Source organism: Micromonospora sp. ALFpr18c (genome assembly GCF_008868155.1).
GTDB lineage: Bacteria > Actinomycetota > Actinomycetes > Mycobacteriales > Micromonosporaceae > Micromonospora.
The window spans coordinates 1-21574 of record NZ_WBKR01000109.1; the positions used below are offsets into that span (position 1 = coordinate 1).

The window sequence follows — 21574 nt, forward strand, 5'->3', positions numbered from 1 at the left end:
CCGCAATCGGCTGGCACCACATCCACGGCGAACCCAACATCGCCCGCGCCAACCGACGCGCCGACCGTCGCTCACACGACCTCATAACCGCTGTGACCAGCAGTTACCCCAGAACGCAATAGCCCTGAGACGGGGCGGTTCACTCAGAAGCTTGTGAACCATGCCGCCCGGCTGTCCGTTTTAACATCACACGGGTGCGAAACGAAGGCAGAAGGGCGGGAATTCCCACAATCAGGAAACGGTTCAATCTGATAGACGACTACACAACCGCCGGCCGGTCACAGACCGTCAAATGCAGCGGCACTGGGGCGGCCGTATCGAACAGATGGTCTGGGTGGGGGATGTCTATAGAAGAACTTCTGTGCAACATCTTGGCTCGAGCACTGTTATGAGCGCGATGGGCGCCGCCTGGCATGAGTGAGTGTAAGAAGAGACTCAACCCCGAGTGATCGATTGCGCGGCCCATGGAACCGGGGGGCGTGAGGGCCGCGTCGAACCTCGCGCACTACCCCACAAGGCTGCAACTTGCATTAGTTCATTAGCGACCATCAAAAAATAATGAATTTGGAGGCATGAATTGTATACCACTTGTATTTTGTCCATCGAGATGCGGGGAGCATTGATCTTTCATCAAGGATGCGCATCGTATGACAGTGGCGCGTTTGACGACGCCGATAGTAGTTTTACCGCATGGGCCAACATAGTTCTTAATAATGGTTTCAGAGGCTTGGTCGGTCAGGTTTACGCGGCTGCACAGCAAGGCAATCCGCCTTCCGTCCGTGCTTATCAGATTTATAGCGAGCTTGCTAGGGAGCAAGCCGCCGCATCGATTAGTAGTTATGTACGTGTCGATGCATCCAGTGCAGGTCCTGGCAGGTATTCTGGTCAGCAGTCACAGCAACAAACCGCGCGCCGTCAACGTTAACCGCGAACATCCGACGAATTAACCCATCTCTGAATACGGCTTTCAAATAATTCTGAGTAATGCCGCCCACGAGACAGACAGGTGGCACCTGCGGCCAGGGCTGTTGCGTTCTCGCGGCGCGGCGGCAGCGCACTCAGATGCCACCACAAAGAGGCAGAGAGCCAGCTCGCGCACGGCATTCGCCCTTTGCCTGCGAGTCGCGGGGTCAGCCTCCCCCAGTGCCTTCTGCTTGAGAGATCAATGCTGCGGGCGGTGGATTCTGCGCCGGGGTGTCAGCCGTCTTGCGGCCCTTGCCCAACCGGTGCTGGACGTACTGGGCCAGCTTCGACAGCGAGTAGTTCACGACGATGAAGAGCACGGCGATCACGACGTACACCTGGATCGGATTGCCCAGCACGCCGATGATCTGCTTGCCGATGTTCAGCGTCTCCTCGTAGCTGATGATGAAGCCCAGCGAGGTGTCCTTGAGCACCACGACCAGCTGGCTGATCAGCGCCGGCAGCATGATCCGGAAGGACTGCGGCAGCAGGATCATCCGGGTGGTCTGTGCCGGGGATAGCCCGATCGCGGCGGCAGCTTCCGCCTGACCTCCGGGCAGCCCCTCCATGCCGGAGCGGAGGATCTCGGCGATGACCACCGAGTTGTAGATGGTGAGGCCGATGACCAGATACCACAGGTTGTCGAAGTAGAGGCCGAACTCGGGGAAGCCGCGAGCCACGAAGAAGATGGTCAGTACGACGGGTAGGCCGCGGAACACCTCGACGCAGACGCGGGTGACCGCCGACAGCAGCGCGCTCAGCCCGCGCAGCAGGTACGCCACCGGCGTCGCCATGCCAGCGAAGCGGAGCCGGGTCAGGCTCTTGAGCTGGATCCGCAGCACGGCGAGCAGTGTGCCCACCACCAGTGAGGCCACGATGGCCAGCGCCGCCGCGATAAGGGTGTTCTTGAAGCCGAGACCGATCCGATCCCACACCTGGGAGAAGTTCTCGTTCGAGGGGTCGATCAACGGGCCCCACAGCTCCATCGAGAGCTGGCCCTTGTCGTCGAGCGGCCGGTAGATCAGGTAGTAAGCGCCGACGAGCAGGATCAGCCCGGCGACGAGGCTGCTGATCAGCGTGATCCGCCGCTGGCGGGGCCCAGGGACGTCGTAGAGGACGCTGGTCTGCTGACTCATCGGGCCACCGCCTGTCGCTTCTCGATCCGGTCCAGCAGAGCGCCGAGCGGCACCGTCATGATCAGGTAGCCGATCGAGATGCCGATGGCGACCGGGATGAAGGCGTAGCCCTCAGCTCCGGTGAGCTGGTCGGCCGTGGCCGACAGGTCGCCGACGACCCCGAAGAAGCCAGCCAGCGCAGAGTTCTTGATCATCGCGATGATCACCGAGCCGAGCGGCACCACGGAGGCATGCCAGGACTGCGGCAGCACCACGTGGCGCAGGTTCTGCCCAAAGGTCAGGCCCAGCGACCGCGCCGCCTCCGCCTGGCCGGCGGGCACCGCGTTCACCCCGGACCGCAGCGCCTCGCAGACGAAGGCGGCGGTGTACAACACGAGGGCGATCAGCGCGAACCGGAAATACGGCAGGTCCGTGCCGAGCCGGGTGAACAGCGAGTCGATCACCGGGATGCGGAGGAAGTCCGCGTTCGAGCCGAGCGCCGGCAGACCGAACGCGGCGAAGAACATCACCACGGTCAGAGGCATGTTGCGGAAGACGGTGACGTAGGCGGTGCCGAGCGCGCGCAGCGGTGGCACCGGCGAGATCCGGAGGACCGCCACGACGGTACCCAGGATGAGGGCGCCGATCGCGGCGAGTACGCAGATCTGGAGGGTGAGCCAGAAACCACCCGCAAAGACGTCGAACTTGTCGATGAGCACGTTCACGGGTCGGTGTTCCTCCCCACCCTCCAGATCGAAGGATCAGATCAGTAGCGGTTGATGGTGGGCGCTGAGCCCAACTCGGCGCCGAACTTGCCGGCGGTGTCGTCCCAGGCCTTCTTCCAGCTGCCGTCGGAGACCGCCTTGTCCAGCGTGTCGTTGATGAAGCTGCGGAAGTCCGCATCCTCCTTCTTCACACCGATGCCGTACGGCTCCTTGGTGAAGTTGTCGCCCGCCAGCTTGAAGGAGGCCTCGTCCTTGGCGATGTAGCCGAGCAGGATCACGTTGTCCGTGGTCACGGCGTCGACCTGGCCGCCCTTGAGGGCGTCACGGCACTTGTCGTAGGTGTCGAAGAGCACCAGCTGGGTGCCCACGTCCTTGACGTACTTCTTGATCGTCTCGGCCGGCGTGGAGCCGGTGACCGAGCAGACCTTCTTGGTGCCGTCCTTGAACGAGTCCGGACCGGTGATGGTGGTGTCGTCCTTCTTGACCAGGATGTTCTGGCCAGCCTCGTAATACGGGCCTGCGAAGGCGATCCGCTCCTTGCGCTTGTCGTTGATCGTGTACGTCGCCGCGACGAAGTCGACGTTGCCGTTCACGATGACGTCCTCACGGACCTTCGACGGCGTCTCGACGTACTCGATCTTGTCCTCGGGGATGCCGAGTTCCTTAACGATGATCTTGGCGATCTCGACGTCGAAGCCCTCCGGCTTGCCGGACAGGCCCTTCTGGCCGAAGCCGGGCTGGTCGAACTTGGTGCCGACCTTGATCTTCTGGGCCTTGTTCAGCTTCTCCATGGTGCTGCCGGCGGCGAAGGACTTGCTGCCAGCGCCGGTGCCCTCCGCGCCATCGTCGCCACCGCAGGCGGTGAGGCCGAGCGCCAGAGCGGCGATCGCGGCGACTGCCGCAACGCGCTTGATACGCATACTCTTCTCCTTCTTCGACGGAGCCCACCGAGGTGCGGCACGCTCCACTACGGACGCCTAGTGCGTGAGGATCTTGGAGAGGAAGTCCTTTGCCCGCTCGCTGCGCGGGTTCGCGAAGAACTCCGTCGGCGGGGCGTCCTCTACCAGCTGACCGTCGGCCATGAAGATGACCCGGTTGGCGGCATGCCGCGCGAAGCCCATCTCGTGGGTGACCACGACCATGGTCATGCCGTCGCTGGCCAGCGAGGTCATCACGTCCAGCACCTCGCCGACCATCTCCGGGTCCAGGGCGCTGGTGGGCTCGTCGAAGAGCATCGCCTTGGGCTGCATGGCCAGGGCGCGGGCGATGGCCGCCCGCTGCTGCTGACCGCCGGAGAGCTGGGCGGGGAACTTGTCCGCCTGGTTGGCGATGCCGACCCGGTCGAGCAGGGCCAGACCGCGCTCGCGGGCGGCAGCCGGCTTCTCCTTGCGGACCTTGATCGGGCCGAGGGTGACGTTCTCCAGGATGGTCTTGTGCGCGAAGAGGTTGAAGGACTGGAAGACCATGCCCACCTCGCTGCGCAGCTTCGCGAGGGCCTTGCCCTCGGCCGGCAGCGGTTGGCCGTCGAAGGTGATGGTGCCGGAGTTGATCGGTTCTAGTCGGTTGATGGCGCGGCACAGCGTCGACTTGCCGGAGCCGGACGGGCCGATCACCACGACCACCTCGCCCCGACCCACCGACAGCGAGACGTCGTCCAGCACGTGCAGCGGCCCGAACCACTTGTTGACCGCGTCCAGCACGATGAGCGGTTCGCCCGTCGTCACGTCGTCCACCGTCCCTGTCGTCTCCCGGATCGGGGTCGGTTGACCCCCGGTGCGGCCACTGTAGGCGGCGTGATGTGGCAGAACGCAACCCGGTGGGTCACGGAGCGGTAACACCGGCCCCGATCGTTGTCGGTCGTCCGATTCCGGTCGCCGTGTGGGTGGTGACGGTGGCGATCGTGGCGCGTTGTCGAGATCATGGAGAGATGACCGAACCGGTACGGCTGACCACGTACGCCCGCGGCGGCGGCTGCGCCTGCAAGATCCCGCCGGGCGAGCTGGAGATCATGGTGGCCGGTCTCGGTCCGGCGAGCGGCACCGCGGAGCTGCTGGTCGGGTTGGACCACGGCGACGACGCGGCGGTCGTGCGCCTGGACGAGCGGACCGGCCTGGTCAGCACCGCCGACTTCTTCACCCCGGTGGTCGACGACGCGTACGACTGGGGGCGTATCGCCGCGGCCAACGCGTTGTCCGACGTGTACGCGATGGGCGGCACCCCGCTGGTGGCGCTCAACCTGCTCTGCTGGCCGCGGGACGTACTGCCGCTGGAGCTTGCTCGGGAGGTCCTGCGCGGCGGTCAGGACGTGGCCCGGTTGGCCGGCTGTCACCTGGCCGGCGGGCACAGCGTGGACGACGACGGCCCGAAGTACGGCCTGGCGGTGACCGGGACGGTCCGCCCCGAGGAGCTGATCACTCTGGACGCCGGTCGGGCCGGTGTGCCGCTGTCGTTGACCAAGCCGCTCGGTGTGGGCGTGCTGAACACCCGGCACAAGGCCACCGGTGAGTGTTTCCCGGAGGCGGTGGCCACGATGAGCGCCCTCAACGCCGACGCCGCGCGCGCGGCGGTCGCGGCCGGCATCCGGTGCGGCACCGACGTGACCGGTTTCGGGCTGCTCGGGCACGCCTCGAAGCTGGCCCGGGCCAGCCGGCTCACGGTGGCCATCGACACCGTCCGGGTGCCCTACCTGGCGGGCGCGCGGGAGGCGCTGCGGGACGGGTACGTCAGTGGCGGCAGCCGGCGCAACCTGGACTGGGTGACCCCGTGGACCGATTTCGGCGCGGCGGACGAGGCGGAGAGGTTGCTGCTGGCCGACGCGCAGACCTCGGGTGGCCTGCTGGTCGCCGGTGAGCTGCCGGGTGCTCCCGTGGTGGGTGAGTTGCTGCCCCGGGGCGAGCATCTGGTCGTGCTGCGCTGACCTCGCCGAACGTGAGGACACGCGGCGGCGGTGGTGCGGATCGCACACGGTACCCGATAAACTGTCACCTTCCCGCTACTCCGAGCAACGTCGCTCTGGGAAATTTTGCCCGGAATGGTCACAGACCGGTAACTTGCCCCCGGCTGAGGTCATATGCCCCCCACCATCGTCAGTAAGGCCCGATCCGGAGGCCGGTGGGACGAACGCAGCGAGGAGGCGGAATGACCGAGCTGTGGAACTGGAGAATCGACCGGGTACGACCCGTGGAGGTCTACCCGGCGCTGGCCGAGGCTCTCGGTCGGGTGGTGATGCCGCTGGCGGTGGCCGATCCGGCCCGGCTGCCGGCGTACGCGGTCGTGTGTGACGTCTGGCAGGCGCCGGGCGAGTTCGCGACGGTGGTGGACTGCTACGGGGTGCCCGAGCGGCTGTCCGAGCACGCCAGCATCGCCGCGCTGGCCCGGCTGCTGGGCCGCAACTGTCTGCTGCGCGACGACACGCTGGACGCCGGTCGGCATCTGCTCGTCGCCCCGGACGGGACGGTCCGCCCGGTGCACTTCGACGTGTGGGACACCGACGACGGCGAGGTGCTCAGCAGGCAGCGGCTCTGCACGCTCGGCGACCCCGGCTGTCGGGGCTGGTCGCAGTGTCACCGCTCGCGGTGGGCGCCCGACACCGTCGCACCGGTGCTCGCGGCGGCCTGACCCACCACTCGGGTCCGGCCGGTGCCCCGCGCCGCGCTGGCGATCAGCCGCGGCCCGAGGCCGTGGCCGGCCGGTCCGCGGTGCCCTGGCCGGCGCCCCGGACCACGAGCCGATCGAGCAGGGTGCGGGTGGCCTCCGTCACGGCGGCCACCGCGGCGTCGAAAGCGGCGGCGTTGTGCGCGGCGGGCGCCCGGAAGCCAGAAATCTTCCGGACGTACTGCAACGCCGCCGCCTCGATGTCGGTTTCGGTCACCTGCGGGGTGAACGGCTCACGCAACGTCTTGATGCTTCGGCACATGTGGTGCTCCTCCTCGGTCGGTGCCCAGTGCCACCGTTGGTGCCGGCACTTGTGCCGACGGTGACACCGGGTCGATATTTGTCTATCCTGGTCACGGACCAGAGCCTTTCGAGCCATTGTCGCCGTTCGCGCTCCCAGCGCCCCGGGCCCCCGGAGACTTCTTGTGGACCATGCCCCCATCCGCACAGCCCGCCCCAATCTTGCCGACCTGACACGCAGCCTGCACACCCCGTTGGAGCGGATCGTCGTCGAGCATGCCGATCTCGTCGAGACGATCCGCCGACGTGTCGTCGCGGGTGAGTCCGCGTCCTCCGAGACCGTGGCCGTCGCCGCCTTCAACTCGTCCATCTGAGCGATGGCCTGCCGGTGCCGTCCACCCGGGGTGGGCGGGCCCTGCCACGGGATCAGCCAGTTCGTGCTGAAGGTGCACAGCCGGTGCGACCTGCGATGTGACCACTGCTACGTGTACGAGCACGCCGACCAGACCTGGCGTGGCCGGCCGGTCCGGATGGCACCGGCCACCGTCCGGGCCGCCGCGAAGCGGATCGCCGAGCACGCCCGCGAGCACGAGCTGCCGGTCGTGCACGTGGTGCTGCACGGGGGTGAGCCGTTGCTGCTGGGCGCGGCCGGGCTCCGCGAGGTGTTGGCCGAGCTGCGCGCGGCGATCACGCCGTGGACGCGGCTCGACCTGCGCATGCAGACCAACGGCGTGCTGCTCGACGAGGAACTGTGCCGGGTGCTGGTCGATCACGACGTGCAGGTCGGGGTGTCGTTCGACGGGGACCGCGCAGCCAACGACCGGCACCGCCTCTTCGCCCACGGCGGCAGCAGCCACGACCAGGTACGGCGGGCTCTGGCCCTGCTCCGCCACCCGGATCACCGGACGAGCTACGCCGGCATCCTCTGCACGATCGACGTCCGCAACGATCCGGACCGGGTGTACGAGGCGCTGCTGGCCGAGCGCCCGCCCCGGGTCGATCTGCTGCTGCCGCACGCCACCTGGGACCGCCCACCGGACCGCCCCGGCACCGGATCGACCCCGTACGCGGACTGGCTGGGACGGATCTACCGGCGGTGGGTGGACGAGGGGCGACCGGTGTCGATCCGGCTGTTCGAGGCGCTGGCGCCGGGTGGCGGCGGCACCGAGGCGTTCGGCCTCGCTCCGGCCGACGTGCTGGTCGTCGAGGCGGACGGCAGTTGGGAGCAGGTCGACTCGTTGAAGACCGCGTACCACGGCGCGGCCGAGACCGGTTTCGACGTGTTCGGGCACTCGGTGGACGAGGCCAGCCGGCATCCCGGGGTGGCCGTCCGGCAGACCGGCGTGGACGGGCTCTGCGCGACCTGTCGGGCGTGCCCGGTGGTGGACCGTTGCGGTGGCGGTCTGTACGCCCACCGCTGGCGCACCGGCTCGGGGTTCGACAACCCGTCGGTGTACTGCGAGGACCTACTCCGCCTGATCGACACGGTGGACACCTACCCACCGCCCGTCGCGTCGGCCGGTCAGCGGGCCGAGCGGGCCGCCCCGCCGGTCGACGACCTGCTCGACGACCTGGCGACCGGGTACGGCTCGGAGCAGACCCTCGATCTGCTCGCCGCCGCACAGCTCTCCATCACCCGGGCGCTGCTGGCGGCCTGGCGGGAGAGATCCGGGCAGACGGCCGCCTGGGATCTGCTCGTCGACCTGGACGCCAAGGCGTCGGACGCGGTCCGGGCGGTGCTCACCCACCCCTTCGTCCGTCCGTGGCTGGTCCACCGCCTCGTCCCGTCGGCCCGGCCCGGTGCCAGCCGGGCGGCCGACCCGCTGCCGGCCATCGCGCTCGCCGCCGCCCTGCGGGCCGGCTGTTCGGCCACGGTGGACGTTCCGGTGCGCTCCGGCGTGCTCGCGCTGCCCACGCTGGGCAGCCTGGTGCTGCCGGTCGCTGTCGACGGGACCGTCGAGGTGACCGTCCTGCCCGACGGTTTCCGGGTCCGTGGCGGCCCCGAGGACCAGACGGTGCTTCTCGACGCGGGTGGACCGGATGCGGCCGGGTGGCGGCCGACCCGACCCGTGCCGGTCCCCGGTGGTCACCTGCTCGTGGAGGACGGTGACCCGTACCGGGACTGCTACGGCCAGCCGGTGGCACCCCGCCTGGAGCACTCCGCCGCGCGGGCGTTGGGCCGTACCCTCGCCGAGGCCTGCCGGTTCGTGGGCCGGGACGTTCCGGTCCACGCCGCCGCGCTCGCCGGCGGTCTGCGTGCCGTCGTGCCGCTGGCGCCCGACCAGGCGGGGCCGCTGCGCAGCGCGACCGCCCGGCACGCGTTCGGCGCGGTCGCCCTCACGCCCGACGCGGCCCCGGAGGCGATCGCCGTGCTGCTCGTGCACGAGTGGCAGCACGTGAAGCTCGGTGCCGCACTCGACCTGTACGACCTCGTCGAACCGGGTCACACCACCCGGATCCGGGTGCCGTGGCGTCCCGACCCGAGGCCCGTCGAGGGTGTGCTCCAGGGCGTGTACGCGCATCTCGCGGTCACCCAGGTGTGGCAGGCCCGCGCCGCCGCCGGCGTGTCCGCGCATCCCGACGCGTCGGCGCACGCCGCCCGGTTCCTGGCCTGGACCCGGGACGGTGCGGATGCGTTGCTGGCCAGCCGGTCGCTCACGGTCGTGGGTGAACGATTCGTGGAGCGGGTGCGCCAGGCCCTGGAGGAGACCGGTGTCGGGTCGGGATGAGCGACAGCCGCCCGCACTGGGCCGACCTCGTATCGCCGACGACCTGCGGGCACTCGGTGTCCGTCCGGGCGTCTGCCTCCTGGTGCACTGCGGCCTGCGCCGGGTGGGCCCGTTGGAGCGCGGCCCGGCGACGCTCGCCGGTGCTCTGCGCGACGCCCTCGGCCCGGCCGGCACGCTGCTCGTGCCCACCCAGAACGACGGCAACTCGACCACCTCCCGGACCCACCTGGCGGCCACCGCCGGAATGGACCGGGCGCAGCGTGCCCGTTACGAGGCCGCCCTGCCGGGTTGGGACCGGCGCAACACCCCCTCGGAGCGGATGGGGGCGTTCGCCGAGTTCGTCCGACGTGCTCCCGGCGCGGTGCGCAGCGACCACCCACAGACCTCGTTCGCCGCGCTCGGTCCGCAGGCGCGGCACCTCACCGACGACCATGCCCTCACCTGTCACCTCGGTGAACGCTCACCGGTGGGCCGGCTCTACGCGGCGGACGGGCAGATCCTGCTGCTCGGCGTCGGCTTCGAGGCGTGCAGCGCCCTGCACCTGGCCGAATATCACCTGCCGGCGCCGCCGGAGCGCGATTACCACTGCTTCCGGCTCGTCGACGGGCAGCGGGTCCGCCTCGACTTCCGTGCTTCCGACCTGGACGATCGGGATTTCCCGCAGCTGGGCGACGCGCTCGACGCCGCGTCGCTCGTCCGGCGTGGCCCGGTCGGTCGGTCCGTCGCGTACCTGCTCTCCGCGCGCGCCATTGTGGATTTCGCGGTGGGTTGGCTGGCGGAGAATCGCTCGACGGCCCGGCATTGACGCGCCGTCTACTCTGATGTTCCGGCCGCGCGAGGAGGGCGGAGGGGCAGCGGTGAGCATGATGGACGCACCCTCTGGCACCCGAGCACCCCTCTTCTTCGTCAGCTACTCCCGGGCGCCGGTCCGGCGGGCCAGCGGCAACCCCGCGGAGTACGTCTCCCGGTTCTTCGAGGACCTGTCGGGCCACGTCAGCGAGTTGGTCGGCCCGGTCACCGGGTTCGACCCGGGCTTCCTGGACAGCTCCATCGCGGGCGGGGAACGCTGGAGCCCGGAGCTGCTCCAGGCCGCCGGCACCTGCCAGGTCTTCGTGCCGTTGGTGTCCAGCGCGCTGCTCGGCAGCGAATGGTGCGGCCTCGAGTGGGACGCCTTCTCCCGCCGACGGATCGTCCCGCGACCCGGTGTGGCGTCGGCGCACGAGACGGCGATCGTGCCGGTCACCTGGTCGCCGACGAACGGCACCCCGCTGCCACGGGTGCTCCGCGACATCCAACGGTTCTCCCCGACCGCGATGCCGGATCCCGACATCGCGGTGCACTACCAGCGGGATGGGGTCTACGGCTTGCTGACCATGCAGTGGGAGAACACCTACCGGGCGGTGGTCTGGCGGCTCGCCCAACGGATCGTCGCCATCCACCGGTCGTACGTGGTGGAGCCCTGGGTGCCGGCGAGCGTGGACGAGTTGTGCAACCGGTTCGTCGAGGAGCTGGGATGAGCCCCCCGGCGGACCGGCGTCGCTCGGAGCGCGGGTCGTACTTCTTCCTCAGCTACGCCCATTCCGCGCCGCTGGGTGCCCGGGCCGACTCCGACGTCTGGGTCGGCCAGTTCTTCGACGACCTGGCCGAGGAGGTGACCCGCCAGGCCCGGCCGGTGGCCGGTATGCGGATCGGCTTCTTCGACCAGCACATCCCGCTGGGCGCGGACTGGAAGGCGGCCCTCGCGGAGGCACTCGGTGACGCCGAGGTCTTCGTCCCGCTCTACTCGCCCGGTTACTTCAGCCGTCCGTGGGCGTTGGGGGAGCGGGACTCCTTCCGGGCTCGGCTGGTCGCCGCCGGGTCGGACCGGCTCACCGCCGGTCACCTGGCCCCGGTGCTGTGGATTCCGATCCCGTCCTGGGAGGACCAGCCGGAGGTGGACGACGCCCTGGATCTGGGCCGGGACGTCCCCGAGTACGCCGAAAACGGCCTGCGCGCGCTCTGCATGCTGGCCTCCTACCGGGAGCAGTACCAGCTCCTGCTGAGCCGACTGGCGGGCCAGATCGTGCACGTTGCCGAGCGGAGACCGCTGGGGCCGTCCCGCGCGCCGAGCATGGACGAGGTCACCCGTCCCGTGTCGGCCGACCCGGACTTCGTCGTCGCCGTCCTGGCGCCCACCCGTGATCGGCTGCCGGCCGAGCGTGATCCCTCCGGGTACGCCTCCAGCGGTCGGCTGTGGCGGCCGTACGGCAGCCGCCAGGAGTTGCCCGCCGCGGAGTACGCGGCCAGCACGGCCGAGCGCCTCGGGTTGACGGCCCGTACGGCGGATTTCGCGCAGGCGGCCGGGCTTCTCGATCGCCGCCCGGCGGTGCTGCTGGTCGACCCGTGGATCGTGGCGGCGCCGGGTGCGCCGGCGGACCTCGCCAGTCGGCTGCGCGGCCTGCGGGAGTGGGTCGTCCCGCTGGTGGTCACCGACGACGGTGACGGCCAGGACGCCGCCGGGTGGGCGACCGAGGTGATGGAGCTGCTGCACGACGCCGGTCGGCCGCAGGTGAAGCACGCGTGCACCATGCGGGAGTTCGTCGACCTGATGCCGGCGCTGGTCACCGAGGCCCGTCGACGGTTCCTCAAACACGCCCCGGTCGTCGGGTTCGACCCGCCACCGGGGCCGGTGCCGAGCCTGCGTGACGGCCCGGCAGTTCCCCCCGACCTCGCGTCCCCGCCTGCTGATCCGGCCACACCGCGTCCCCACGGAGAAGACCGATGAACAACGATCGCAAAGGCCAGGTCGTCACCTTCTACTCGTTCAAGGGTGGCACCGGCCGGACGATGGCGCTGGCCAACGTGGCCTGGATCCTCGCGGCCAGTGGCCGCCGGGTGCTGGTCGCGGACTGGGATCTCGAGTCACCCGGCCTGCACCGCTTCTTCCACCCGTTCCTCGACGCGGAGAGGATCGCGGGCACCGGCGGCGTGATCGACCTGATCCGCGACTACGAGTGGGAGACCACCCGCGCCGGCGAACGGCCGGAACGCTGGATGGAGCAGTACGCGAGGGTCGGCCGCCACGCGTTCTCGCTGCGGTGGAACTTCCCGGCCGGCGGTGGGCTGGACTTCCTGTCCGCGGGCCGGCAGAACAGCGACTACGCCGTCTCGGTGGGCGGCCTGGACTGGGACAACTTCTACAACCGGCTGGGTGGGGCGCAGTTCTTCGAGGCGCTGCGGGCGGACATGAAGCGGCAGTACGACTTCACCCTGATCGACAGCCGGACGGGGTTGAGCGACGTCGCCGACATCTGCACGCTGCATCTGCCGGACACCCTGGTCGACTGTTTCACCCTCAGCGACCAGGGCATCGACGGCGCGGCCCAGGTCGCGCACTCGGTGCGGGACCGCTACCTGCGGCGGGACATCCGCGTGCTGCCGGTGCCGATGCGGGTCGACCAGGCGGAGAAGGAGCGCGCCGAGGCGGGTCGTCTGCTCGCCATGCGCCGGTTCGCCGGACTGCCCGCCGGGATGACCGAGGCCGAGCGGCGGCGGTACTGGGCCGCGGTCGAGGTGCCGTACCGGCCGTTCTACGCGTACGAGGAGACCCTGGCGACCTTCGGTGACCCGCCCGGCTCGCCGACGTCACTGCTGGCGGCGTTCGAGACGTTGACCGGGATCCTCACCGACGGTGCGGTGACCGCGCTGCCGGTGATGGACGAGTCGGTGCGGGAGCGGGGCAAGGCTCGCTTCCGTCGGCGTACCGAGGCTGCCGACGACCAGATCGTGCTGCGCTGCGCTCCGGAGGACGCCATCTGGGCCGAGTGGCTGGAGCGGGTGCTCAACTCGGCCGGGATGCGGGTGGTCGAGCCGGCCGCCGCCGTGGGGTCCGCCGGTACGCCCGCGCCGCGCACGCTGAGCGTGGTGTCCCCGGCCTACCTGGCGATGCCCTCCGGGGAGTTGCCGGAGCGGGACACCAGCACCGGTTCCACCGCCCTCGCCGTGTACGTCGCCGATCTGCGTCCGTTGGCGGAGTTCCCGGCGCAGAGTTCCACCAATCTGGTCAACGTGAGCGCGGCGACGGCCGTGGAGCGGGTGCTGCGGTTGGTCGGCCGCCCGGTGCCGCCGTCGGTGGACGGCCCCGCCGGCGGGGGTGCCCGCTATCCCGGCACCGAACCGTTGATCTTCAACGCGCCCAACCGCAACGCCCGGTTCACCGGCCGTGAGGACGACCTGGCCCAGTTGCGGGCGCAGTTGCAGAGCGGCGGCAAGGCGGTGGTGCTGCCGGTCGCCCTGCAGGGCATGGGCGGTGTCGGAAAGACGCAGGTCGCCCTCGAGTACGTGCACCGCTTCAAGTCCGCGTACGACGTGGTCTGGTGGATCGTCGCCGACCCGCCCCAGTTCGTCGACACGGCCCTGGCCGACCTCGCCGGCCGACTCGGCATCGTCGCCGGGCCCACCCTGCCGGACACCGTCCGGTCGGTGCTCCAGGTTCTCGGTCGGGGCGAGCCGTACGAGCGGTGGCTCGTCGTCCTCGACAACGCGGAGGAACTGGACCAGATCGAGCCCTTCCTGCCGCAGGGCCCCGGACATGTGCTGCTGACCTCCCGTAACCGCGCCTGGGGTGACCGGGCCAAGCCGATCCAGGTCGACGTCTTCGACCGCGCGGAGAGCGTCGCCCACCTCGCCCAACGGGTGCCCACGATCACCGACGAGGAGGCTGATCGGGTGGCCGACGCGCTCGGTGACCTGCCGATCGCGGTGGCGGCGGCGGGCGCGTGGCTCGCCGACACCGGCACGTCCGTCGCCGACTACCTGCGGCAGATCGAGCGGCACGGCCCCAGCGCGCTGTCCGTGGAGGCCACCTGGGACCTGTCGTTGAACCGGCTGCTCGACCAGGCGCCGGCCGCGTACCGCCTGTTGCAGCTCTGTTCGGTGCTGGCCCCGGAGATCGCCCTGGACCTGATCTACAGCGACGAGATGGCGGCGGCGCTCGTGCCGTTCGACCCGTCGGTGTCGGAGCGGCTCGTGCGTGGCGCCCTCATCCAGCAGATCAACCGGCTGGCGTTGCTGAAGCTCGATGTTCAGGGTGGCCGGGTCCAGGTGCACCGGCTGCTGCAGGCCGTGGTCCGGGACCGGATGACCGACGACGAGATCAGCGCCGCCCGCCACCAGGTGCACCTGGTGCTTGCCGCGTCCCGGCCACGTGGCGACGTGGACGACCCCTCGACGTGGCCCCGGCTGCGCATGCTCTGGCCGCACCTGGAGGTCTCCGACGCGCTGACCTGCCCCGACGAGTCGGTGTGTCAGCTGTTGATCGACCGGGTCCGCTACCTGTGGCTGCGCGGCGGCCTGAACCAGGCCGAGGGGTTCAGCCAGGAGGTGGACGACACCTGGTCGGAGCGGCTGGCCGGTTCCGAGGACACGGCCGACGCCGAGGCGCTGGGTCGACAGTTGCTGCACCTGCGGTTTAACCGAGCGAACATCCTGCGCAGCCTGGGCCGGTTCGACGACTCCCGGGCCATGGACGAGGCGGTCCTGGCCGAGCAGCGTCGCCTGCTGGGTGCGCTGCACCCACACAGTCTGATGACCGCCGGCAGCCTCGCCGGTGACCTGCGGGCCCTCGGCCGGTACGCCGAGGCGCTGGAACGGGATCGCTCCACCTACGCCTCCTGGCTCCAGACCCTGGGCGAGGACCACCCGCGGACGTTGAGCGCGGCCAACAACCTCGCCGTGTCGTACCGGCTGGTCGGCGACTACCGGTCGGCCCGACGGTGGGACGACGAGGTGCACCAGCGGCGGCGGCTGGTGCTGGGTTCCACCCACCCGTACACGCTCGTCTCCGCCGTGCGTCTCGGCAGCGACCTACGGGAGGCCGGCGAGTACGAACGGTCGGCAGCGCTGCTGAGCGGGGTGTACGAGACGTCCTGCGAGGTGCTGGGCACGGACGACGCTCTGAGCCTCGGTGCCCAGGTCAACCTGGCGGTGTCACTGCGCAGCGCGGGCCGGTCGGCGGAGGCCGCGCCGATGTTCGAGACGGCGTACCGGAAGCTCGACGAACGGTTCGGACCGGACAACCCGGACACGGTGACGTGCCGGTCGAGCCGCGCGGCGAACCTGCTGGCCGTCGGCGACGCGACCCGGGCGCTCGCCGAGATGACCGCGGTGACCCGGGCGTACGACGAGGAGCTTCGGCTCGGCCCGGAGCATCCGCACACCCTGGCGACGTTGAGCAACATCTCCGCCGCCGAACGCGCGATCGGTCGCGGGTCGGCCGCCCGTGCGTCCGCCACCCGGGCGGCCGGCGAGTTGCGCAAGGTGCTCGGTCCCGATCATCCGCACACACTGGCGGCGGAGGTGAACCAGGCGGTGTGCCTCGCCGAGGACGGTGAGTGGGTTCCGGCGCGGGACCGTCTGCGGGAGACCGCCGAGCGGCTGACCGCGGTGATCGGCCCGGAACACCCCGACACGCTGCGCTGCCTCGGTGATCTCGCCCTGGTGTCCAAGCAGCTCGGTGACGGAGGTCCGGCCGACGACGCCGGCCTGGTGGCCGACCGGCTGGCCGAGGTGATCGGCCAGGAGCATCCGACGGTGCAGACCCTGCGGGAACGGCGGTTCGTCGTCCGGGTGATCGACCCGCACCCGTTCTGATCGGGCCGGCCGCCCGCTCCGGCCACCGCGGCTCGTTTCAGGGTCGCGGACTGGCCGCGAGTTCCGGTGTGGCCAGCCAGGCCAGGGTCTGCGGCAGGATCTCCATGGCGCCGAAGTGCGCGGCACCGGGTTGCACCTGGACCTCGGCGCTCGGGATCCGCGAGGCCAGCCAGCGGGAATGCTCCACCGGGGAAAACCTGTCCTGCTCACCGTGCCAGAGCCGGACCGGCGCGCGGATGGCACCGAGGTCGAAGCCCCAGCCTCGTCGTATCGCCAGGACGTCGTCGATCCAGCCGTCAGGACCGTGCCGGAGCGCTTCGGCGTACATGTCGGTCAGCAGCCGGCGGATCGCGACGTCGTCGACGACCCGGATGTCCGCCTCGGGCAACTGGGGTCGGAGGAACTCCAGCAGCGTCATCGGATCCCGCTGCGCCTCCTCCGCACGGACCTTCAGGTTCAGCGTGAGTTCGGTCAGGTCCTCGTCGGCCTGCCCGAAGTCCTCGACGTTGGTCTCCGACATGCCGGCGTACCAGTCCAGGTCGGGTGCGCCGGCCGGGGCGAGCCCCACCAGCACGGCGGCGCGGGTGACCCGGTCCGGCAACAGCGCGGCGCAGGCCAGGGCGTGCGGTCCGCCACCGGAGCGACCCACCACCGCGAACCGCTCGATGCCCAGGTCGTCGGCGATCGCCGCCACGTCGGCCGCGGCGTCGGCCACCCGCCGACCCTCGTGTCGTGTCGAGTCTCCGTAACCGGGTCGGTCGTAGCAGACGAGGTGCACGCCGAGGCGGTAGACGACGATGCCGCGGGGTCGAGGGCCGCTGCGGCTGCCCGGGGTGCCGTGCAGAAGGAAGACCGCAGGACCGTCCGGCGCGCCGGAGGTCTCCACCGCGAGGTGACGCCCGTCCGGGGTGGCGACGGAGCGCTGTGCCGCGTGTTGTCGCGTCACGGTTGGCCTCCCGCGGGTCGTCATGTTCTCCCCCGTGAACGGAGCCGCCCGACGGCGGCGTCGAGTGCAAAGCCCCCGAAACCGCCCAGAACACATCCTTGCTGTGCAGCGTACTGCCCGGCGTGTGCCCCCGCTATGGGCCGCCGGGTCAATGCCGGTCTCCATGCCCCACCCGGCGGGCCGCTACCCTGGTAGCCCGAGGGGAAGGGGCGCCAACAGGGTGGCTAGGACCTACAACGTCGTGACGTACGGCTGCCAGATGAACGTGCACGACTCCGAACGCATCTCCGGCCTGCTGGAGCAGGCGGGGTACGTGCGCGCACCCGGCGGCGACGAGACCCCGGACGTGGTGGTCTTCAACACCTGCGCCGTGCGGGAGAACGCGGACAACCGGCTCTACGGCAACCTCGGTCGTCTGCGTCCGGTGAAGGACAAGCACCAGGGCATGCAGATAGCCGTCGGTGGCTGCCTCGCCCAGAAGGATCGCGGCGAGATCGTCCGCAAGGCGCCCTGGGTGGACGTCGTCTTCGGTACGCACAACATCGGTTCGCTGCCGGTGCTGCTGGAACGGGCCCGGCACAACGCCGCCGCCGAGGTGGAGATCCTCGAGTCGCTGGACGTGTTCCCGTCCACGCTGCCGACCCGCCGCGAGTCGACGTACGCCGGCTGGGTGTCGATCTCGGTGGGCTGCAACAACACCTGCACGTTCTGCATCGTGCCCTCGCTGCGCGGCAAGGAGAGGGACCGCCGCCCCGGCGACATCCTCTCCGAGGTGCGCGCCCTGGTCGACGAGGGCGTACTGGAGGTGACGCTGCTCGGGCAGAACGTCAACTCCTACGGCGTCGAGTTCGGCGACCGGTACGCGTTCGGCAAGCTGCTGCGCGCGACCGGTGACATCGACGGGCTGGAGCGGGTCCGGTTCACCAGCCCGCACCCGAAGGACTTCACCGACGACGTGATCGCCGCGATGGCCGAGACGCCGAACGTCTGCCACTCGCTGCACATGCCGCTGCAGTCCGGCTCCGACGACGTGCTCCGCGCGATGCGCCGGTCGTACCGCTCCGAGCGCTACCTGGGCATCATCGAGAAGGTGCGGGCGGCGATGCCGGACGCGGCGATCACCACGGACATCATCGTCGGGTTCCCCGGCGAGACGGAGGCCGACTTCCAGCGCACCCTGGACGTCGTGCGGGAGGCCCGCTTCTCCTCGGCCTTCACGTTCCAGTACTCGAAGCGCCCCGGCACCCCCGCCGCGACGATGGACGGCCAGCTGCCCAAGCAGGTCGTGCAGGAACGCTACGAGCGGCTGATCGCGACCGTCGAGGAGATCACCTGGGCGGAGAACAAGCGTCTGGTGGGGGAGACCGTCGAGGTGCTGGTCGCCATCGGCGAGGGCCGCAAGGACGAGCGGACCGGGCGGATGTCCGGCCGGGCCCGTGACGGTCGGCTCGTGCACTTCGACGCCGGCGGCTTCGCGGGGTCGATCCGGCCCGGCGACATCGTGCACACCGCCATCACGTACGCCGCCCCGCATCACCTCAACGCCGACGGGGCGCCCCTGTCGCACCGTCGCACCCGTGCCGGCGACGCCGCCGAGGCGGGACGCTCCCCGCGTACCCCCGGGGTATTGCTCGGTCTGCCGACGATCGGCGCACCGCCGGTCGCGCCCGCGACCACCGGAGCCTGCGCCGCCCACTGACCGGTCGGGGTCCGCCGGCACGGCGGACCCCGACCGGCTCACGGTCAGACCGTGATCCGACCCGCGCCGGCACCGCCCGTCACGATGGACTTGACGGAGCTCGCGGTGTCGAGCTGGTACGGGTAGGCGACCTGGCAGCCGGCCGCCGCCTGGGCGGTGACGGCGGTCAGCAGGCTGGCGGTGACGAGGGTGGCTGCGGCGGTGCTGACGACCAGCGTCATCCGACGCCGTGGTGTGCGCATGCAGCTTCCTATCGAGGAGGCGGACGGACCGTCGCGGCGCCCATGCCCGTGGGCGTGTAAATGCCGGGACGGCCGGTGCCCCGTGTGGCGGCGCCGGCCGTCCCGACAGCGCGGACTCAGCAGCCGGTGCCGTTCAGCTTCACCGTTGCGGGGGCGCTGGCGGTGCCGTTGGCGGTGAAGCCCACGGTGACCGACCCGCCCGCCGCCAGGGACGGGGCGTGACCCGGTGCCGCCGCGGTGACCGTCGTGCCGGACTGCGTGACGGTGGCGTTCCATCCGCTGCCCAACGTCACTCCGGACGGCCACGTCCAGGTCACCGACCACGGGTTCACCGCGGCCGAACCCGTGTTCTTCACGGTCACCTCACCCTGGAAGCCGCCCTGCCAGGCGTTGACCTGCCGGTAGGTGGCGGTGCAGGCGCCGGTGGGCGGGCTGGTCGGCCCACCCGTCGGCCCCCCGGTCGGGCCGGTGCCACCGGACGGCGCGATCAGGTACGGCTGAAGGATCGCCTGCTTGGTCGTGTTGATGGTCGTCCAGTCGTCCAGCGCGATGCCGCCGGTGTCACCCGAGTTCGGATTCCACGACCAGTAGGTGAAGGACATTCCGGTTACCCCGGTGCCGGTGTACGCCATCAACCTCTCCAACCACACCCGGTCCTTCGGGTCGGCCAGCGTGCTGCCGAACTCACCCATCATGATCGGGGCGATGTTCTGCTTGTAGAGGTAACCCCAGTACTTGTCCCAGATGGCCGGCATGTTCGCCGGGTAGTCCGGGGCGTCGAACCACGTCTGCCGGTACACCGACGTGGCGTACTCGTGCGGTGAGTAGACCAACCGGTTCGCCACGCTCAGTCGTACCGGGAACGCACCGGCCTTCGACAGGTTGCCGCCCCACCAACCGCAGTCCTCGTCGTTGCTGGGGTCGTTGTCCCACACGTTGGAGAGGCCGCCGCTGGGGCAGCTCACCCCCTCCACGAAGATCAACCAGTTGGGCTGGACACCGAGGATCGCGTTACCGGCCCGCTCGGCGGCGAGCCGCCAGTCCCGCGCCGTGTCGCCGCAACCCCAGCACGCGCCGGTGGCCGCCGGATTGGTGCCCTCGGCGTGCGGCTCGTTGTGCAGGTCGGCGCCGATCACCGTCGGATTGCCCGCGTACCGCTGGGCGAGCATCTTCCAGTCGTTGATCCAGGTCGCCTCGGAAACCGTCGCCGTGTACCACAGCGGCGACTGCCCGGCCGCCGTCGGCCGGTGCCGGTCCAGGATGATCCGCATCCCCTTGCTGCCGGCGTAGTCGATCACCTTGTCCAGGATCTGCAACGGCGAGAGCCCGACCAGGTCAGGGTTGACGAAGTCGTTGACCCCACTGGCGGTCGCGCCCGGCTTCAGCGCGTCATTCGAGTACGGCACGCGCAACGTGTTGTAACCCAACCGGGCCATCGTGTCGAGCTGCCCCCGCCACGGGTTGCTCGACCATAACCCGTGGAAGGTCTTGTTGTCGGTCTCCATGCCGAACCAGTTGATGCCGGTCAACCGGACCGTGGCACCGGTGCTGTCCACGATCTGGTTGCCGCTGGTGTGCAGATAGCCGGTACCGGTGCCAGCGGCCACGGCCGGACTGGTGCTGACGGTCGCGGCGATGAACACGCCGGCCGCGACGGTGGCGAGCGCGGTCAACGCGCCGCCAAGAGCTGTGGGACGGAACATTCGAGCTCCAATTCGGAGGCCCGGCGCCATCGGAGGACGACGCCGGCGGGCGGCCGTCCGCACGCCACGGCCCCTCAGGGGTACGCGGACAGTGCGCGACGGTCCATGTCACGCGGACGTGGTCACTCGCGAACGCTCACCGGCGACCCTCGACAGCGGTGCTCCGCCGTCGTCGCCCTCGTGCCGGTGGCCCTACCTGGCCCCGCCGCCCATTCTCATCAGCCCACCTCAATGCGTCAACCTGCCACCCATCCACCGCCCTCCGTGCTGGCCGCCCTCCGTGCTGGCCGCCCTCCGTGCTGGCCGCCCTCCGTGCTGGCCGCCCTCCGTGCTGGCCGCCCTCCGTGCTGGCCGCCCTCCGTGCTGGCCGCCCTCCGTGCTGGCCGCCCTCCGTGCTGGCCGCCCTCCGTGCTGGCCGCCCTCCGTGCTGGCCGCCCTCCGTGCTGGCTGTCGTCCGTGCTGGCCGTCCTGCGCGCTGGCCGCCGGCCCCGTGGGCCCGTCTGCACGCCGCCTGCCGCGCCGGCCCGTGCACCCCGCCCGGCAAGATCATGCTCGATCCTGGATGTAGTGGTCATGAGGCGTCGGGATGCCACTACATCCAGGATCGAGCACGACCTTGACGGGCGGAGGCCCCAACCTCCGCTCCCGGTCGGTCGGTGATGACGCCCCCGTCAAGATCCGTCCTTGGCGCACCCCAAGATCCCCCTCGATCCTGGATGTAGTGGCATCCGTCGACGCCGAGACCACTACTTCATGGATCGAGCGCGATCTTGGGGCGCGGCGCGGCGCGGGCGCGGCGCGCGGCGCGCGGGGACGGCGCGCGTGGGGGCGCGGCGCGGCGAGCGTGGGGGTGCGGCGCGCGGGGGGGTGCGGCGCGCGGACGACACGGCGCGTGTGGGGGTGCGGCGCGACGCCGAGTCCAGCACCT

18 protein-coding genes are annotated in these 21574 nt (G+C 70.3%); 10 read left to right on the forward strand and 8 right to left on the reverse strand.

The window, feature by feature from the left end; all coding sequences use genetic code 11:
* Positions 1-595: 595 nt before the first annotated feature.
* The gene (locus F8271_RS33260; RefSeq protein WP_225854620.1) at positions 596-925 is read left to right on the forward strand and encodes a hypothetical protein; all 330 of its coding nucleotides are present in this window, start codon (positions 596-598) and stop codon (positions 923-925) included.
* A 205-nt stretch (positions 926-1130) separates the two neighbouring features.
* Here the strand turns inward: F8271_RS33260 and F8271_RS19220 are convergent, their stop codons facing one another.
* From F8271_RS19220 to F8271_RS19235, 4 genes are read right to left on the reverse strand one after another with little or no spacing between them, the layout of a single operon-like run.
* Positions 1131-2099 carry an amino acid ABC transporter permease gene (locus tag F8271_RS19220; RefSeq protein WP_151491149.1) on the reverse strand — a complete coding sequence of 323 codons (969 nt, stop codon included), beginning with the start codon at positions 2097-2099 and terminating at the stop codon, positions 1131-1133.
* Entirely contained in the window at positions 2096-2803 is a 708-nt protein-coding gene (locus F8271_RS19225; protein ID WP_151491150.1) for an amino acid ABC transporter permease, read from the reverse strand. The genes F8271_RS19220 and F8271_RS19225 overlap by 4 nt, the downstream gene beginning before the upstream one ends.
* Positions 2804-2844: 41 nt before the next feature.
* Positions 2845-3723 (reverse strand): glutamate ABC transporter substrate-binding protein, encoded by an 879-nt coding sequence (locus F8271_RS19230; RefSeq protein ID WP_151491151.1) that lies wholly within the window; start codon positions 3721-3723, stop codon positions 2845-2847.
* Between the two features lie 57 nt (positions 3724-3780).
* A complete protein-coding gene (locus F8271_RS19235; protein WP_151491152.1) occupies positions 3781-4536 on the reverse strand; it encodes an amino acid ABC transporter ATP-binding protein in 756 nt (251 codons plus the stop codon).
* A gap of 194 nt (positions 4537-4730) precedes the next feature.
* Here F8271_RS19235 and selD point away from each other — a divergent pair, with 194 nt between their 5' ends.
* A complete protein-coding gene (gene selD, locus F8271_RS19240) occupies positions 4731-5720 on the forward strand; it encodes a selenide, water dikinase SelD (RefSeq protein WP_151491153.1) in 990 nt (329 codons plus the stop codon).
* 221 nt (positions 5721-5941) lie between these two features.
* Positions 5942-6421, forward strand: coding sequence for a hypothetical protein (locus F8271_RS19245; protein ID WP_151491154.1), 480 nt, complete (start codon positions 5942-5944; stop codon positions 6419-6421).
* Positions 6422-6464: 43 nt separating this feature from the next.
* Here the strand turns inward: F8271_RS19245 and F8271_RS19250 are convergent, their stop codons facing one another.
* Positions 6465-6719: a DUF2277 family protein gene (locus tag F8271_RS19250; protein ID WP_151491155.1), complete on the reverse strand. Its 255-nt coding sequence runs from the start codon at positions 6717-6719 to the stop codon at positions 6465-6467.
* A gap of 163 nt (positions 6720-6882) precedes the next feature.
* Between F8271_RS19250 and F8271_RS19255 the strand changes: the two genes are divergently transcribed.
* The 6 genes from F8271_RS19255 to fxsT all read left to right on the forward strand — a co-directional run bounded on the left by F8271_RS19255 (position 6883) and on the right by fxsT (position 16056).
* Positions 6883-7071 carry a hypothetical protein gene (locus F8271_RS19255; RefSeq protein ID WP_151491156.1) on the forward strand — a complete coding sequence of 63 codons (189 nt, stop codon included), beginning with the start codon at positions 6883-6885 and terminating at the stop codon, positions 7069-7071.
* A 63-nt stretch (positions 7072-7134) separates the two neighbouring features.
* Positions 7135-9426, forward strand: a complete 2292-nt coding sequence (locus F8271_RS34005) for an FxsB family cyclophane-forming radical SAM/SPASM peptide maturase (protein ID WP_305069492.1) — start codon at positions 7135-7137, stop codon at positions 9424-9426.
* On the forward strand, positions 9410-10231 hold the full coding sequence (locus F8271_RS19265) for an aminoglycoside N(3)-acetyltransferase (protein WP_225854621.1): 822 nt from the start codon (positions 9410-9412) through the stop codon (positions 10229-10231). Before F8271_RS34005 ends, F8271_RS19265 begins: the two co-directional genes overlap by 17 nt.
* Before the next feature lie 61 nt (positions 10232-10292).
* Positions 10293-10943 carry a TIR-like protein FxsC gene (locus F8271_RS19270; RefSeq protein ID WP_192580361.1) on the forward strand — a complete coding sequence of 217 codons (651 nt, stop codon included), beginning with the start codon at positions 10293-10295 and terminating at the stop codon, positions 10941-10943.
* Positions 10940-12190, forward strand: coding sequence for a TIR-like protein FxsC (locus F8271_RS19275; protein WP_151491160.1), 1251 nt, complete (start codon positions 10940-10942; stop codon positions 12188-12190). Before F8271_RS19270 ends, F8271_RS19275 begins: the two co-directional genes overlap by 4 nt.
* Positions 12187-16056 carry an FxSxx-COOH system tetratricopeptide repeat protein gene (gene fxsT / locus F8271_RS19280; RefSeq protein ID WP_151491161.1) on the forward strand — a complete coding sequence of 1290 codons (3870 nt, stop codon included), beginning with the start codon at positions 12187-12189 and terminating at the stop codon, positions 16054-16056. Before F8271_RS19275 ends, fxsT begins: the two co-directional genes overlap by 4 nt.
* A 37-nt stretch (positions 16057-16093) precedes the next feature.
* On the opposite strand, the gene F8271_RS19285 is transcribed toward fxsT, so the two are convergent.
* Positions 16094-17002 (reverse strand): alpha/beta fold hydrolase, encoded by a 909-nt coding sequence (locus F8271_RS19285; protein WP_225854622.1) that lies wholly within the window; start codon positions 17000-17002, stop codon positions 16094-16096.
* A gap of 220 nt (positions 17003-17222) precedes the next feature.
* On the opposite strand from F8271_RS19285, the gene miaB reads away from it, so the two are divergent.
* The gene (gene miaB / locus F8271_RS19290; protein WP_151491163.1) at positions 17223-18701 is read left to right on the forward strand and encodes a tRNA (N6-isopentenyl adenosine(37)-C2)-methylthiotransferase MiaB; all 1479 of its coding nucleotides are present in this window, start codon (positions 17223-17225) and stop codon (positions 18699-18701) included.
* A 44-nt stretch (positions 18702-18745) separates the two neighbouring features.
* Here the strand turns inward: miaB and F8271_RS19295 are convergent, their stop codons facing one another.
* Both F8271_RS19295 and F8271_RS19300 read right to left on the reverse strand, forming a co-directional pair.
* Positions 18746-18943 carry a hypothetical protein gene (locus tag F8271_RS19295; RefSeq protein WP_151491164.1) on the reverse strand — a complete coding sequence of 66 codons (198 nt, stop codon included), beginning with the start codon at positions 18941-18943 and terminating at the stop codon, positions 18746-18748.
* A gap of 116 nt (positions 18944-19059) precedes the next feature.
* On the reverse strand, positions 19060-20646 hold the full coding sequence (locus F8271_RS19300) for a cellulase family glycosylhydrolase (protein ID WP_151491165.1): 1587 nt from the start codon (positions 20644-20646) through the stop codon (positions 19060-19062).
* Positions 20647-21574 lie beyond the last annotated feature (928 nt).

Coding starts and splice junctions, on each gene's coding strand:
- F8271_RS19220 (WP_151491149.1), bottom strand. CDS start 2,099: ATGAGTCAGCAGACCAGCGTCCTCTACGACGTCCCTGGGCCCCGCCAG.
- F8271_RS19230 (WP_151491151.1), bottom strand. CDS start 3,723: ATGCGTATCAAGCGCGTTGCGGCAGTCGCCGCGATCGCCGCTCTGGCG.
- selD (WP_151491153.1), top strand. CDS start 4,731: ATGACCGAACCGGTACGGCTGACCACGTACGCCCGCGGCGGCGGCTGC.
- F8271_RS19245 (WP_151491154.1), top strand. CDS start 5,942: ATGACCGAGCTGTGGAACTGGAGAATCGACCGGGTACGACCCGTGGAG.
- F8271_RS19250 (WP_151491155.1), bottom strand. CDS start 6,719: ATGTGCCGAAGCATCAAGACGTTGCGTGAGCCGTTCACCCCGCAGGTG.
- F8271_RS19270 (WP_192580361.1), top strand. CDS start 10,293: ATGGACGCACCCTCTGGCACCCGAGCACCCCTCTTCTTCGTCAGCTAC.
- F8271_RS19275 (WP_151491160.1), top strand. CDS start 10,940: ATGAGCCCCCCGGCGGACCGGCGTCGCTCGGAGCGCGGGTCGTACTTC.
- fxsT (WP_151491161.1), top strand. CDS start 12,187: ATGAACAACGATCGCAAAGGCCAGGTCGTCACCTTCTACTCGTTCAAG.
- F8271_RS19295 (WP_151491164.1), bottom strand. CDS start 18,943: ATGCGCACACCACGGCGTCGGATGACGCTGGTCGTCAGCACCGCCGCA.
- F8271_RS19300 (WP_151491165.1), bottom strand. CDS start 20,646: ATGTTCCGTCCCACAGCTCTTGGCGGCGCGTTGACCGCGCTCGCCACC.